The sequence below is a fragment of the Buttiauxella gaviniae genome (assembly GCF_040786275.1).
Taxonomy (GTDB): Bacteria; Pseudomonadota; Gammaproteobacteria; order Enterobacterales; family Enterobacteriaceae; genus Buttiauxella; species Buttiauxella gaviniae_A.
In genome coordinates this window covers 2,399,886-2,414,807 of record NZ_JBFMVT010000002.1, presented here as the reverse complement: position 1 = coordinate 2,414,807, position 14,922 = coordinate 2,399,886, and the positions used below count along the sequence as shown (strand labels likewise).

At 52.5% G+C, this 14,922-nt stretch carries 10 protein-coding genes and 1 pseudogene; 1 reads left to right on the top strand and 10 read right to left on the bottom strand.

The genetic code is table 11. From position 1 onward, the window contains the following. Nucleotides 1–2 precede the first annotated feature (2 nt). The 7 genes and pseudogenes from AB1E22_RS11780 to ytfQ form a co-directional block, all read right to left on the bottom strand. Nucleotides 3–701, bottom strand: a complete 699-nt coding sequence (locus AB1E22_RS11780) for a DUF2931 family protein (protein ID WP_367595498.1) — start codon at nt 699–701, stop codon at nt 3–5. 18 nt (nt 702–719) lie between these two features. Beyond that, the gene (locus tag AB1E22_RS11775) at nt 720–1,400 is read right to left on the bottom strand and encodes a DUF2931 family protein (RefSeq protein WP_367595497.1); all 681 of its coding nucleotides are present in this window, start codon (nt 1,398–1,400) and stop codon (nt 720–722) included. After that, nucleotides 1,397–3,310: pseudogene (locus AB1E22_RS11770) on the bottom strand (PAAR domain-containing protein). The gene AB1E22_RS11775 and the pseudogene AB1E22_RS11770 overlap by 4 nt, the downstream one beginning before the upstream one ends. An 86-nt stretch (nt 3,311–3,396) precedes the next feature. Next, nucleotides 3,397–4,398: a galactofuranose ABC transporter, permease protein YjfF gene (gene yjfF, locus AB1E22_RS11765; RefSeq protein WP_367595496.1), complete on the bottom strand. Its 1,002-nt coding sequence runs from the start codon at nt 4,396–4,398 to the stop codon at nt 3,397–3,399. Then, entirely contained in the window at nt 4,385–5,416 is a 1,032-nt protein-coding gene (ytfT, locus tag AB1E22_RS11760; RefSeq protein WP_367595495.1) for a galactofuranose ABC transporter, ATP-binding protein YtfT, read from the bottom strand. The genes yjfF and ytfT overlap by 14 nt, the downstream gene beginning before the upstream one ends. Before the next feature lie 10 nt (nt 5,417–5,426). Beyond that, entirely contained in the window at nt 5,427–6,926 is a 1,500-nt protein-coding gene (gene ytfR / locus AB1E22_RS11755) for a galactofuranose ABC transporter, ATP-binding protein YtfR (RefSeq protein ID WP_367595494.1), read from the bottom strand. A 128-nt stretch (nt 6,927–7,054) separates the two neighbouring features. Then, nucleotides 7,055–8,011: a galactofuranose ABC transporter, galactofuranose-binding protein YtfQ gene (gene ytfQ / locus AB1E22_RS11750; protein ID WP_064515782.1), complete on the bottom strand. Its 957-nt coding sequence runs from the start codon at nt 8,009–8,011 to the stop codon at nt 7,055–7,057. A 294-nt stretch (nt 8,012–8,305) separates the two neighbouring features. Here ytfQ and ppa point away from each other — a divergent pair, with 294 nt between their 5' ends. After that, nucleotides 8,306–8,833, top strand: coding sequence for an inorganic diphosphatase (gene ppa, locus AB1E22_RS11745; RefSeq protein ID WP_367595493.1), 528 nt, complete (start codon nt 8,306–8,308; stop codon nt 8,831–8,833). A gap of 149 nt (nt 8,834–8,982) precedes the next feature. On the opposite strand, the gene AB1E22_RS11740 is transcribed toward ppa, so the two are convergent. From AB1E22_RS11740 to tamA, 3 genes are read right to left on the bottom strand one after another with little or no spacing between them, the layout of a single operon-like run. Continuing rightward, on the bottom strand, nt 8,983–9,327 hold the full coding sequence (locus AB1E22_RS11740) for a gamma-glutamylcyclotransferase family protein (protein WP_367595492.1): 345 nt from the start codon (nt 9,325–9,327) through the stop codon (nt 8,983–8,985). A gap of 3 nt (nt 9,328–9,330) precedes the next feature. After that, on the bottom strand, nt 9,331–13,107 hold the full coding sequence (gene tamB, locus AB1E22_RS11735; RefSeq protein ID WP_367595491.1) for an autotransporter assembly complex protein TamB: 3,777 nt from the start codon (nt 13,105–13,107) through the stop codon (nt 9,331–9,333). Continuing rightward, on the bottom strand, nt 13,104–14,837 hold the full coding sequence (tamA, locus tag AB1E22_RS11730; protein ID WP_367595490.1) for an autotransporter assembly complex protein TamA: 1,734 nt from the start codon (nt 14,835–14,837) through the stop codon (nt 13,104–13,106). The genes tamB and tamA overlap by 4 nt, the downstream gene beginning before the upstream one ends. Nucleotides 14,838–14,922 lie beyond the last annotated feature (85 nt).

Genomic DNA, 14,922 nt, shown 5'->3' with positions numbered 1-14,922 from the left:
ACTCACCAGGCGCCGTACGGGTAGGTTTTTCCTTTGATGAAGTCAGGGGTTTCCCCGTAGTATTCATACCCTTCAGGATGCTTACTCATTCCCTTGCAGACGGTCATCAGATCGCCGGACACCGTTTTTAACTTCTCCACGGGAACCGGGTAATTTGGATGATCGCCTACATCCTGTAGCCAGACCCTGACTTTTCCTTCAGGGGCCAGGCCAAACAACATCGTTTTATACCAGACAGTTTTGCCTGAACGAGACTTATACTCCGCCGGGGTCATCATTTTTCTCCACACCGATTCCGGGAAAAACAGACTCGTTTCATAGCTTTTTTTATCGATGATCGAATCCCAGCAGAAAATCATATATTGCGGCGGCTGCTTAGCTTTATTGAAATATACCGATCCACTTCGAACAAGTTTGCTCCATGTACCAATGCTATCAGGATCATCATGAGTCCCATCCAGTGTGCGCATGTCATAGAGATAACCCGCAGTATCAATGATACCTACGCGCGTCACCGTTGCGGGAAGGGCGTTGGGAGTCATAAATGCAAACTCCCACTCGCCATAAGGCAGCGTCCAGTCTCCCTTCGCTACAGGAGAAGAACAACAGTCTTGCGATGTTTTTTCTGCCTGACATCCCACCAGTACCAGCAGAAATGACAGACTCAGAATGGTATTAACTCTCATATTTTTACCCTCCATGGATAAATCCAAACCCGCTCACCAGGCACCGTACGGGTAGGTTTTTCCTTTGATGAAGTCTTTTATGTCCTGATCATAGCCATAAGAAAAATCACTTTGTGTTATTCCCTTACAGACGGTCATCCGATCGCCGGACACCGTTTTTAATTTCTCCACGGGAACCGGATAATTTTCACCTCCGGCACTGTTCTGCAACCACACTCTGACCTTACCTTCAGGTGCCAGACCAAACAGTATCGTGTCATACCACGCTATATTGCCGAACATATCTTTACCTGTGGAAATCCTCATTTTTCTCCACACCGATTCAGGGAAAAACAGACTCGTTTCATAGCTTTTTTTATCAATGATCGAATCCCAGCAGAAGATCATATATTGTGGCGGCTGCCTGGCTTTATTGAAGTGCAAAGAAGTGGTTCGTGTATTGTTATTCCATGCGCCAACAACATTTGGATCATCCTGGGTGCTATCAAGTGTATTGAAAGTGTACAAATATCCGGCTGTATCAATTATCCGAGCGTGAGTAACTACCGCTGGTAGGAGCTTCGGGGTGAAGAAATCGAATTGCCACTCCCCATAAGGCAGCGTCCAGTCCCCCTTCGCTGCCAGGGATGAACAACAGTCTTGCGATGTTTTTTCTGCCTGACATCCCGCCAGTGCCAGCAGGAGTGACAGAGCTAATATTTTTTTAATATTCATACTTTTTTACCGTCCATGTTGTATACCGTACGTCGCCCTTCTTCATCGGGACGATCGGTGAAAATAATTTCCGCAACTGACGTTCCACCGCTCATTTGGCCTTTCTCATCCACCTCGACCGCATTCCAGTTTGCCGAACAGTGAATATATTCCTTGGCTATCAGGTCTATTTCATCGGTGGTAAAACCGGACATGGTTTTCCCTGTACGAGCGCGTTTTCCGATGGAGAGTGCCTGGCTGCAATAGGGGAGAAGTTCTGGTGGGAGTTGCAATTCCTTATTTGTATCACGAATGGGATCAAACAAAACTCCCGCCTCCTGCGCAGCATCCAGCATCACCCGCAGCACAACCTTCGACCAGTCATTCTTCACTATGCGCTTGCGCATAACCAGGGCTGCAAAACTGCGCTTCTAAAAGTTACCGTAGCGATCCTGTGGCATTCTGTCGTCGTACCAGGTTTCGCCAGTAACTTTATTGGTGCGCACGACTGGAGCAATAGCCGATGTATTTGCAAGTTGAGCCTGTTGCGCCATTGCCTGGCGATAAACCCGAGTTTCCTGGCCGGGTTGATTGAACGGGACGGTTTCGGCCTCAGGACGTGTCAAATAGAGGTTTTCCTGCTCCAGAGGCAGATACCCCCCACCAATATCGGAATGAGCACCGGGCAGCGCCAGTTCTGGCCATGCAGGCTGAACGCTATTAAGGGCGAAATTAAAACGACACTCATTTTGTGCGGTGATGTGGAAGACTTTTTCCGCAATACCCGGACGCAAAATGATATTAACATCCCCGGTATCTGCACTATGGGGGTTGAGGCCGTTTGCTGGCGTGCCGATAGCCGCAACGGTATCGAAGATACCAATAAAGCGAATTTTTCCTGACGGTGCGCCTCGATATTCTATTTCCCCCATTCCCTGACGGATGGCCTTAATCACCGCATTGTCTTCAGCGTGTATGCGATTCGCGAAATGGCGGGCCGCCGCCGCCCCACGGCTGAAGCCGAAAATATCGAACTGAAGGAATTTAATAACAATATTTTCCGACAAGTTGTCTTTGGCGACGCCAATAGCCGAAACTATTTGCTCTACAGCCTTATCGGTCCTGGCTATCACTCCTGTATCGGAAATACCGAGTCCTTTACCTATCATACTGTCAGCTTTTCCAGCCTCAGTCCCAATACCTTCGATGTACATAGCTCGTTGTACATATTCACTTTCAGTAGAAAAAGTTTGTTTATACAAAGTATTCAACCAGTGAATATTCGTGTAATACCCAATATAGCTACCCAAACCAATACCGGAAACGCCCATATTTCTTTCGGCACTTTTAGCCAGAATAGACTGCGCATCCGCACTGTTCAGGTTGAAATGTTCCCCGGAACAAGCCTTCAACATATTCTGCACGTTAATGGAGTTATTCCCCGTGCCATCAAAGAACACGCCAATTGTCAGGGTAATTTCTCGTTTCTTTTTACCGGGGGTTGGGGATTGTGGAGCAACGTTATCTTCGCTGGCGGGTTGTTCTGAATGCTGTGATTGTTTATGACGTCTGGCTGATTGGGCATATTGTTCAGGCTCGTCATCACTAACTGTACTCTCCCCAAATAATGCGTCTGTGTCCTGAAGAATAACCGCCCGCTTTTCGTAACCATTTTCAATCGAGGGAATAAATGTTGCCCGGCAAGGGCAGGAACTTACACTGTGTAATGTTCCGGCTAATAGTTGCCCGCCATTACGTCTCTTTGGTAATCCTCCCACAATTTCGAATTTGCCAGGAAATTTACCGCAGGTAACAATATCTCCTGCTCGTGCAGCACCCATACCCTGAAAATGTAATGTCGCGCTGCCCGTGCAAATTTCTCCCCCGCACGTGGTTTTATCCCCAATATGAAGAAAGTATCCTTTAGCCATATTAAATCCGTTTAATTTATGTGGTTAATAAGGTGCTCATATTAACCACATATCTGACTTAACTTAAATCATCGTTTCAGGACATTTTAGGATCTTGTGTTCGTCACCTTAATCCGCTTCACCGGCGAGCTTTGGCGGTTTTCCCACAGCACCGTCAGGCCGCGCTGGAGGGCAATAAAGATAAACAGCAGAATGCCGATGGCGATTTTCGTCCACCACGAACTGAGCGTGCCGTCGAAGTTGATATACGTCTGGATAAGCCCCTGAATTGCCACGCCAAACAGCGTGCCGAGAACGGTACCCACGCCTCCGCTTAGTAACGTACCGCCGATCACCACCGAGGCAATCGCATCCAGCTCAACGCCCATTCCCGCCAGCGCGTAACCGGCGGAGGTGTAGACCGAAAAGACAATGCCGGCGAGTGTTGCAAGCCCAGTTGAGAGCATATAAATGCGCACTGTGGTGCTGCGCGTTGAAATCCCCATCAGGTTTGCCGAGGTTGCGTTACCGCCAATCGCGTAAACCTGGTTACCAAAACGGGTGCGGTGCGCCAGGAAAATACCGATCACGACCACGGCGAGCATCAGCAGCCCCATAGCGCTTAAACGCCCGCCGCCGGGAATGCGCCAGGCAAGGTTTGAAAGCGTGGCGTAAATCGGGTGATCAATAGGAATCGACTCTTCCGAAACCAGGTAACTCACCCCGCGCAGAAAGAACATTCCGGCAAGCGTGATAATAAAGGCCGGGATTTTGAGCGCATCGATTAACAGCCCCATAAACGCGCCAAACGCGCAGCCCATCGCCAGCACCAACGGGAAGGCGACCAGCGGCGATAATCCCCAGAAGCCGATCGCTTTGGCAAGGAAAACGCCGGTAAAAGCGATCACCGATCCGACGGAAAGATCGATGCCCCCAGAGAGGATCACAAAAGTCATACCAACGGCAATAATGCCGAGAAAGGCGTTGTCCGTCAGAATGTTGCAAATCACACGCGTTGACGCAAAACCGGGAAATTGCGTCAGGCAGTACAGATACCCCAGCACAAATACCGCCAGGGTAATCATCAACGGCAGGTTACGTTTGATCATGGCGGTGGAGTCCTTTGAGCAAAGCAATAAAACGCGGTGACTGAACAATCAGCACGCACATCACCACCACCGCCTTCACCACCTGGTTAAGCTCGGGTGGGAAACCGGAAAGCAGAATACCGGTGTTCATTCCCTGGATAATCAGCGCGCCAATCACCGAAAGTGCGATGTTAAAACGCCCGCCCATCAGCGAACCGCCGCCGATCACCACCGCCAGAATCGCGTCCAGCTCCAGCCACAATCCGGCGTTATTAGCATCGGCCCCGCGAATATCCGCGGTAACAATAATCCCGGCAATCGCCGCGCACAGGCCGCTTAACATGTAAGTCAGCATCACAACGAGGCGCGTATTCACCCCGGCATTTTTTGCCGCACGAATATTTATCCCAACCGATTCGATAAACAGGCCAAGCGCCGTTTTGCGGGTAAATAGCCAGAAGACCACAAGCGTTGCCAGCACGATAATCACCGGCGTCGGGAAGAAAAACAGCGAGCCGCTGCCGAGATAAGAGAGATTCGGCGAGTTAAAAGTGACGATTTGCCCGGCGGTGATCAACTGCGCCACTCCGCGCCCGGCGACCATCAGGATCAGCGTGGCGACAAACGGCTGAATTTTCAGGATCGCAACCAATATCCCGTTCCACAATCCCGCCAGAACTCCCACGCCCAAGCATGCCAGGATCACCACCGTCAGGCTGTGCCCGTCAACGGTGAGCGTTGCCGCCGTGGCTCCGGCAATCGCCATCACCGCACCGACGGAAAGATCGATCCCGCCGGTGGCAATCACCAGCGTCATCCCAATCGCCAATAATGCGACCGGTGCCGCACGGTTAAGAATGTCTATCGGGCTGCCAAACAGCCGCCCATTTTGCACCACAATATCAAAGAAATGGTTGGCGACCAGGCTATCCACCAGCAGCACCAGCACCAGCGCGACCAGTTGCGGAATACCCGGCGGCCAGCGGAAAGTGCGCTTAGGTTTCGGCACATCCTCTTGCGGCAATGAACGAGACATCACGTGTTACTCCTTATGCCGCAATGGCATTCATAATTGCCGATACGGAAAGTTCAGCCAGCGGGATCTCCGCCACCTGCTGCCTGTCACGCATGATCACCACGCGATCCGCGTAACCCACTAACTCTTCCAGTTCGGATGAGATAACCAGCAGCGCCAGGCCATCTGCACAGAGCGTTTCGATCAGGCGGATAATTTCGGCGTGCGCGCCAACGTCGATCCCACGCGTAGGTTCATCGAGGATCAAGAACTGCGGCTTGGTCAGCAGCCAGCGTGAAAGCAGGACTTTTTGCTGATTGCCACCGGAGAGAAATTCAATCGGCTGATCCGGGCCTGGCGTGCGGATGCCCAACTGGCGGATAAAACGATCGGCGATTTGATACTGCTCGCGCTTAGGAATCGGGCGCAGCCAGCCGCGCTGGGCCTGCAAGGCGAGGATGATATTTTCGCGTACCGACGCGGCAGCGATTATCCCGTCGGTTTTACGATCTTCCGGGCAGAAACCAATGCCAAGCGACGAGACTTTATGCGGCGATCGCAGAGACTGCTGTTTGCCTTTGATCCACGCGCTGCCCTGATCGGCAGGCTTGATTCCAAAAATGACTTCGGCGGTTTCGGTGCGGCCGGATCCCAGTAGACCCGCAAGGCCGACGATCTCCCCCGGACGCACTTCCAGATCGAACGGATTGATCACCCCTTTTTTGCCAAAATCTTTAAATGCCGCAACGGGTTTATCGCTCAGTAAAGTACGGCCCGCGCGGTGCAGGGCGTTGGTTTCCAGCTCGCGCCCAAGCATCATTTTGACCAGTTCGATCTGCGGGAGATCTTTCGTGTTGCGCGTACCGACAAACGCGCCGTTGCGCAGAACGGTGATCCGATCGGTGACTTCATAAACCTGATCGAGAAAATGGGTGACGAAGATCAGGCTGACGCCCTGATCGCGCAACTGGCGCATCAGCGTGAAAAGCATTTCGACTTCTTTGGTGTCGAGGCTGGCGGTAGGCTCATCGAGGATTAGCACTTTGGCGGAGAGATCGATGGCCCGGCAAATAGCCACAATTTGCTGCATCGCCACGGAATAACGGTTAAGCGGCTCGGCGACATCCAGCGAAAAACCGTAGGATTCCATTAGCCGGGTGGCGCGCTTTTCCATCTCTTTGCGTTGTAAAAAACCAAAGCGGCGCGGCTCGCGGCCTATAAACAGGTTATCCGCCACCGACATATTCGGCAGGAGGTTTACTTCCTGGTAGACGGTGCCAATGCCGAGCTGTTGAGCGTGGGCGGTGTTCTTTGGCGAAATAAGTTCGCCTTCGAGATAAATATTGCCGCTATCGCGCTGATAAACGCCGGTCAGGGCTTTGATAAGCGTTGATTTCCCTGCACCATTTTCACCGAGCAGCGCCATGATTTCGCCGCGATTCAGGCTGAAGTCCACTTTGTCGAGCGCTTTGACGCCGGGGAAATGTTTCGATAAGCCTTCCGTGCGCAGAATTTCCTGATTGTTTGTGTTCATTAACGCACTCCCACCGAAATTGTAGGGTGGATAAGCGGCAGCGCCATCCACCCGCTTTCGCCACCTGACATGATTCACAGATGGCGGATGGCGCTACGCTTATCCGCCCTACGCGCACATGCTAACCATCAATACCCCATCGATTTCTTCTTCTCGAGCTCTTCTTTCGCGGTGTCCGGGAGATACAGCGTGGACTTGGTAATGGTCACTTTTTCAGGCATGGTGCCGTCTTTCTTGAACTTCTCAAGCGCGTCGAACGCCGGGCCTGCCATATTTGGCGTCAGCTCAACGCTTGCGTTAGCTTCGCCATCGATCATTGCTTTGTAGATATCCGGCACGCCATCGATAGAACCGGTCAGAATATCTTTGCCCGGCTTGAGGCCCGCTTCTTTAATGGCCTGAATCGCACCGATCACCATGTCATCGTTGTGCGCGTAAACCATGCAGATATTTTTGCCGTTGTTCTCGGCTTTGATGAAGCTCTCCATGACTTCTTTCCCTTTACTGCGGGTAAAGTCGCCGGACTGGGAGCGAATAATTTTCACGTTGGACGCTTTAGAGATGGCGTCAGCAAACCCTTTCTTACGGTCGATTGCCACGCTCGCACCCACGGTGCCCTGCAGTTCCACCACGTTACACTGCTTGCCATTGAGTTCTTTAAGCAGCCACTCGCCGATCAACTGGCCTTCCAGCACGTTGTTGGCGGTCACCACCGTCATATACAGCGATTTGTCTTTCACATCGATATTACGGTCGAGTAGGAATACCGGGATTTTTGCCTCTTTTGCTTCTTGTAATACTGGCTCCCAGCCCGTAGCGACGATTGGCGCGATAAAGATAGCGTCTACGCCCTGAGCGATGAATGAACGTACGGCTTTAATCTGGTTTTCTTGTTTTTGTTGGCCATCGGCAATTTTCAACGTAATGCCGCGTTTCTCGGCTTCGCTCTTCGCAACCGAGGTTTCTGCTGCACGCCAGCCGGATTCAGAACCTACCTGAGAAAATCCGACCGTTAACGGAGCTGCTATTGCCATAGACGACATGGCTGCGGAGACAGCTGAGACCAAAAGTAAGCGCTTCCACATAGGGACATCCTCGTAGGGTTATTATTGGGTGAAAACTAGCCTTCGAAAAAAACTATAGTCGACGTATGGGGTAACAGAATGAGTTACATCACAATTCAAACAAGTCATCTCCGGGCCTGTAACCGCTTACACAGTTTTATAAAGAATACGGCTATGTTTATGGATAATTACGTTGTCGGAGGGCTCTGAAAAAGCGCGCTGCCGGAAAAGAGTGATGAAATGAGGAAAAGACTTTTTAATGCAGTTGGCTATAATACCCGGCACTTGAATGACACCAGTTTAAAGGAAAAAGACATGAGCTTACTCAACGTCCCTGCGGGCAAAGATCTGCCAGAAGACATCTACGTTGTTATCGAAATCCCAGCAAACGCTGACCCTATCAAATATGAAATTGATAAGGACACCGGCGCGCTGTTCGTTGACCGTTTCATGTCTACTGCCATGTTCTATCCGTGCAACTACGGTTACATCAACCACACCCTGTCTTTAGACGGTGACCCGGTTGACGTTCTGGTCCCAACGCCATACCCACTGCAACCAGGTTCTGTTATTCGCTGCCGTCCAGTTGGCGTGCTGAAAATGACTGACGAAGCGGGTGAAGATGCGAAATTGGTTGCGGTTCCGCACACCAAACTGAGCAAAGAATACGATCACATCAAAGATGTGAACGACCTGCCAGAACTGCTAAAAGCGCAGATCTCCCACTTCTTCGAGCAGTACAAAGCACTCGAAAAAGGCAAATGGGTTAAAGTTGAAGGTTGGGATAACGCCGAAGCTGCTAAAGCTGAAATCGTTGCTTCCTTCGAGCGTGCTAAGAAGTAATTCTTCTTACCGCCGATGTATTTGAAAACACCGCCAACTGGCGGTGTTTTTTTTTATGAATCACGGTAGATGGCGCTTGCGCTTATCCGCCCTACGAAACCAAGCTCGTAGGGCGGGCAAGCCGCCACCTGACGATGTTTTCAAAGAGACTAGTACTTTTCTTTATCCAGCCAGTTTCCACTTTCGATGCGGGTTAACCCATCGACCGGCCGTTGATAGACGTACATCCATGCACTGCCATAAGGAGTCTGAATAAGCTGGCGTTTGTACTCGCCGCCTTTGGTGCGCAAAGCATCCAATTCAGAGAGTGTAGAAGCATCGATGCGATACACTTCACCCACCACGGAACCTTCACCGGCTACGACTCCCGGATAATGGCCGAGGCTGTAAAGTGCATAATTTTCGACATGATGCTCCCCAAGCCACTGGGCGTTGGTCATCCAGTGACTGTTTCCTTGCTTGCGTCGTAGACTGCCGTAAACAAATATTCGCATTGCTCAAAACTCAAACTGATAAAGCAGATCAAGTGCCTGATCGATCCCAGACACCGCTTCCAGATACAGCTTAGGCATCAGGCGATAACGCAGGGTTAGTGTCGCCAATGAGTCAAAAATACCCACACCATATTTCACCTGGAGACCCGGCAGTACATAGCCACTAACCACCACTTGTGAGGAATCCCCCACCCCTGCGGTATCAAGCGCCAGATTGCTTACGCCAAACGTCTCGCCGATTTTACCCACAACCTGACCACTTTGTGCAACCCCCAGACCAACAAGCATTGACGTCATGGCGTTACTATCGTCCCCAGTATTGTCTAAACCCTGGCCGCGAAGCAGGTAGGACAAGGCTTCTTGCTGCGACATCGCCGGGTCTGAAAATATCTCAGCTTTTGGCTCATCGGCGGATCCTGTGACGCGAACACCGGCAATGACGTCGTTTTCGGTCGCTTCCGGGTTACGAATCGCTTCGATATTTAACAGCGGTTGATCCGGCGGGCCCGAGAACAGCAGCACACCTTTGCGCACAATCAGGTCTTGCCCGTACGCATGGAAGCGCCCTTCAGGAATATTAATTTGCCCGTTCAGACCCAATCCCTGACGGTCCTGCACCATTTTCAAATCGCCGTTCAGGCGCGCTTTCAGACCAAACGCATCCAGACGCACGTTATTCCCGACGTGAATCACAAGATTGCTGTTGATCGGAATGGCTGCGGTTTGCGGTTTCACAGGCTTCAGGTCTTTATCCAGCATCACTTCATCGCTGGAGACGCCCACCGCGCTTTCTGGCACATCGTGCACTACGATGCGCGCCCAGGGGATGTCGACGCTGCCATCCAGTGTGAACAGGCTCGGCGTGGCGACAAATTCAACGTCTGGCGAAACGTCGAGGCGCACCATCGGCGGCACGGTAATCCGCACCTTGCTGCCTTTTGCCGCGACGCGCGCGCGCCAGTTGTCGATTTGCGTCCAGTCAGCATCACCGCTCAGGGCAATATCGCCCTGTTTGGTGCGCACCGTTCCCGCAAGCGTAGAGTTCATACCATTAAAGTTCATCGCAAGCTGGCTCGGCTGCATATCAAACGGCATAAAGTTGCCGTCAATATCCACGCCGTTAAGCTGCAATTGCCCGAAGAGCTGCGGCCTTTCCGCATTGCCCGCCAGGCGCAAATTGGCGTTGAGTTTACCGGCGGCTTTTTCCCCGCGAGAGAAAACGGCGTTGGCGATAGCCAAATCAAAATTACGCATATTCACATTGCCGGCGAGATTACGGCGGCCTTGTGGATCGGTAATTTGAATCTGCCCGTCAAGCTGGCCGTTTTGCGCAACGCGAACCAGCCAGCCAAGCTGCGCCCGGTTATTTTTAAGTTCCGCGTTCAGATTCAGGGTGTCGAACGCTACCAGCAGCGGGCTATCATTCACGACCTGCGTCACTTTGACGCCGTTACCCTGCAGCGTAACGGTACCCTGCGGCAATCCGCCAGATTCGCTATCCCAACTGACATCCGCTCGCCCCGTGAATGTGCCCACGGCCTGGGTATCCGCTGGCATAAACGGTTTAAGCATCGCCAAATCAAAACGGTTCAGATTTACCAGCGCGCGCCCTTTCGCGCCCGCATCAATCGGCTGCGGAACGCAAAGCTCGGCATTTGGGTTCGTCCAGCAGTGGGCACCGATATTAATTTTCTGCTCTTTGTTGCGGTAATCCAGCGCCAACGCGCGGTTAAGCGACCACGGGCCGACCGGCGTTTCAAAGCGTGTATTCGTCAGGTTGCCGCGCCAGCGCTCTTCCGCCCGGTCAAAACTGCCGCTCAAATCAAGCTGCCCGGAAACCGGCTCGCCCTGGATGCGTAGCTGCAACTGATGCTGTTTTTCAGAGCCTTTCGCCGCAAGCGTAACCAGGTTGATATTCACGCCCGGCTGGGAAACTCGCTCCACGCGCAGATCCAGATTGCCAGCAATTTGATCGGTGGATTTCACGTCCCCTTTGAGCAGCACACGCGCAACGGAAAGTTCCTGCCAGCGAAGGTTGCTGGCCGTGAGATCCGCGAGCAATTGCGGGGCTTTGACATCGCCGCGTACTTTAATCGTCCCTTTCGCCGTACCGCCAAGGCCGGGTAAAGCATTGTCGAGATTAGGTGCATCGATGGTGGCATCCAACGCCAGATCTTTCTGCCCCAGCTCGCCTTTTACATCCGCGCTATTGCGCCCCAGTTCGATATGCAAACCAGGGATTTTCCACTGCATATAGCTGTTGCCGTTGAGTTTCCCTTCGACATTCACTTTATTATTTTTGACGTTACCGGCGAGTTTTAGCTCAGGCACATCCACTTGCCAGGTGCCGCCATACAAACTGCCGCTGGTTTTCACCAGGCCGTCGAGTTTGGCAGGCCAATCCGGGAACTGCTTCGCAGTATTGATGCCGTCGAGTTTCAGCTCGCCGCGCCAGCTAATCGCCTTGCTCCAGTCAAGCACCGCTTTCAGGTCGGTATTCCCCTGCAGCGCCGCCACGCGGAGTTTATCGAGATTAAGCTGTTGCTCATTGCCTTTGCCGTCGAGGGTGATCGTAGCCGGTGGAATTTGCTCCCCCTTCACGTCAGTGCGGAACGACAGTTTGTAGTCCGTCATTTTGCCGCTGAATTTCAGCTTCAGATTGTCTGCCTGATACTCTTTTTTGCCGGTAAACGGCCAGTAAAGCTGCTTACTGACCACATCGAGATTCAGCGGCAAACCGGCTTCGGCAAGCTGTGTTTGCGCGGTGATTTCCATATCGACCGGGCCTGAAAGATTCATGCCGACTTTCAGCACGTCCCGCAGCTCCCCGCCAATCTTCATCTTCACCTTTTCGCCTTTAATCGGGTCGATGTTCAGCGTGGTATTGAGGGTTAAATCCACCGGCCATTTGTCGCGCAGTTCCGCGCTCCCGGTCGCATTCACCAGCCCTTGGGAGGAATCCACGTCCAGCGCGTCCAGCTTGAGCGACCCGTCGATGCTGCTGACTTTCAGCAACAGGCTGCTGACCAGCAGGTCGGTATCCCCCGTCAGGCGAAGCTGCGAGCCGCGAAACTCCTGAATATTCAGGTTCAGCGGCAAATGCACATCGGTCATTTCCGGCAAGACCGGCTTTTCAAACAACTGTTTGAGCGTTTCGCCCAGCGGTAACTCTTCCGGCTGCGGGTTCTGAATTTTCGGCTCAACCACCTCTTCCTGCGCCACTTTGGCGACTTTCGGCAGCGCAATCAGCAAACCTTCAAGATTAGTCGGGGTTACCGTCAGATTGCGTTCTTGCCAGTTCAGGCCAGAGGTAAATTCCATCACCGAAACGGTGGTGTTATCGATTTTGATATTGACGTTGTTAAGCGCCACGCGGCTTAGCGTGATCGGGTATGGCGTGGTGAGATTTAACGGGCCGGTATCCTCTTCCTCAACCTGCGCCGCCGGTGGCATTTTTTTGGTATCAACAACAACGTCGACATCTTTAAGGGAGAGATTATTTACGCACAGGCTGCTGTCGCGCAGGCAGCCCAGTTTCACCGCAAGATTAATTTCCCCCGCGGTCACATCCACGCCCGGCTGCTCATAGCGCAAACCTTTGAGGGTCAGATTGCGCCAGCCGCCGGTTACACTGCCAATATCCAGCCCCGGCACCCAGCGATTAGCGGCGTTAAATAATACGTGTAGCCCGCTGGTGGTCCCCACCAGGAAGCCCACCGCGCCAATTAGCAGCAGCACAACAACCAACACCGCGAGGCTTATTTTCTTCCAGTGACTCATAGTTCAGGCCCCAAACCGATGTAAAACTGTAAACCGTGCTCGTCTTTATCCGCCACCGGGACGGCAAAATCGAGCTTAATTGGCCCAACCGGAGACTGCCAGCGCACGCCTACGCCCGCGCCAGTTTTGTAATTACTCTGTTTGATATCATTGACCGCTTCCCCGGAATCCACAAACACCGCCCCCCACCATTTGCCGGTAACGTTGTATTGATATTCCAGCGATCCGGTGAGCATTTTTGAGGCACCGGTCAGCTCGCCTTTGTCGTTTTCAGGAGAGATGGATTTGTAGGAATAGCCGCGAATACTGCGGTCGCCACCGGCGAAGAAGCGCAGATCGGGTGGCACTTTGTCGAAGTTATTGGTTTCAATCCAGCCCACATTGCCGCGTACGACGAAGCGGTGGCTTTGCTGCAAGGTACGAATCCAGACTTGCTGCGCCTGAAAGACGCCGAAGTCGACATCTGAGCCCCAGGTGGTATCAGACCAGTCAATGGAATAGCGCTGTGAATCACCCCAGGTCGGCATCAGGCCGCCGCGTGAACGGGTGCGGTTAAGGCTTACGCCTGGGTAAAGCAGCATCGTGGTGTTGGTCACGTCTGCCTGGGTAAAGTGGTCGAGGCTCCAGCGCAGGTTGATAGCATGCTGCCAGCCGCTGGATAAATCCCAATAGCGCGACACCGCAAGGGTGCTGGAATCGGATTTGGTATCGTTCAGATCGGTGCGTTTGAAACCACCCTGCACCAAATAATATTGTTCCAGCGGGTTTTTCAGCAGCGGCATTTTATAGCTGAAATCAAGAACTTGTTCAGGCGCTGAAATACTGGCGCTGCTGGTCAGGCTGTGGCCGTAGGAGTTCATCCACGGCTTTTTCCACGTCGCTTTGACGCGTGGCCCCACATCGGTGGAGTAACCCACGCCCGTTTCGATGGTGTTTTCGGTACGCGGCGAAACCACGCCGTGTAATGGCAAAATTTTCGTTTTGCGTGCTTTATCAAATTCTGGGGCGACTACGACGGAGTTAAACCACCCTGTGGCCGATATTCGGCGGTTTAACTCAGCGAGATCCTTCGACTGGTAATAATCGCCCTGCTTAAACGGCACGAGGTTTTGCAGATATTCTTCACGAATTTGCGAACCTTCAAAGGTCACGGCACCGAAACGGTAGCGCTCGCCGCTGTTGTAATCGATATCCCAGAAGGCCTGGCGGCGCTCAAGCGAAACGCCGAGCTGGCTTTTAAGAAATTCACTGTCGAAGTAGCCTTTGCGAATGGCCACGTTGGAGAGATCTTTTTTGAAACCGTCATAATCGTGATGATTAAGTATCGTGCCGATCTTCGGGCGTTCGCTCAATAAAGCGATGTAATCTTTATCGTCACGCGCACCGCCGCGCAAAATCACGTTGGTGCCGCCAATCAGCACCGGCGGGCCGGGATCAACTTTGGCAATCAAAACCTGACGCCCCTTGGCTGGCGGTGGCCGCAGGTCAAAATCAATGGTGGGCTCGTAATAACCGAGCGCTTTCAATCCATTACGGATGGCGTCATCCACACGTGCGCGGAAACGCCTGTCCGGCGTCACTTCATCACTCTGGATGGTTGAAAGCTGTGCGCGAACGTTTTTTTGTAGTTCACCGCTTAACCCTTCAACCTGTAAACGTACGTTGGCCGCGTTGGCCCACGCACTCACCAGGCACAGACAGGCCGAGCAAATAATACGGATTCGTGGCACGTTTTCTCCTGAATATCCTTGTTCCCACCCCTGGAAGGAAACGTTATCGCCGCACTTAGGCTTAACAAAACCCCAACAATTGGGG

What these genes read in the sequence shown, in the direction of transcription:
- AB1E22_RS11780 (WP_367595498.1), bottom strand. Translation starts at nt 701, where the DNA reads ATGGAGGGTAAAAATATGAGAGTTAATACCATTCTGAGTCTGTCATTT.
- AB1E22_RS11775 (WP_367595497.1), bottom strand. Translation starts at nt 1,400, where the DNA reads ATGAATATTAAAAAAATATTAGCTCTGTCACTCCTGCTGGCACTGGCG.
- yjfF (WP_367595496.1), bottom strand. Translation starts at nt 4,398, where the DNA reads ATGATCAAACGTAACCTGCCGTTGATGATTACCCTGGCGGTATTTGTG.
- ytfR (WP_367595494.1), bottom strand. Translation starts at nt 6,926, where the DNA reads ATGAACACAAACAATCAGGAAATTCTGCGCACGGAAGGCTTATCGAAA.
- ytfQ (WP_064515782.1), bottom strand. Translation starts at nt 8,011, where the DNA reads ATGTGGAAGCGCTTACTTTTGGTCTCAGCTGTCTCCGCAGCCATGTCG.
- ppa (WP_367595493.1), top strand. Translation starts at nt 8,306, where the DNA reads ATGAGCTTACTCAACGTCCCTGCGGGCAAAGATCTGCCAGAAGACATC.
- AB1E22_RS11740 (WP_367595492.1), bottom strand. Translation starts at nt 9,327, where the DNA reads ATGCGAATATTTGTTTACGGCAGTCTACGACGCAAGCAAGGAAACAGT.
- tamB (WP_367595491.1), bottom strand. Translation starts at nt 13,107, where the DNA reads ATGAGTCACTGGAAGAAAATAAGCCTCGCGGTGTTGGTTGTTGTGCTG.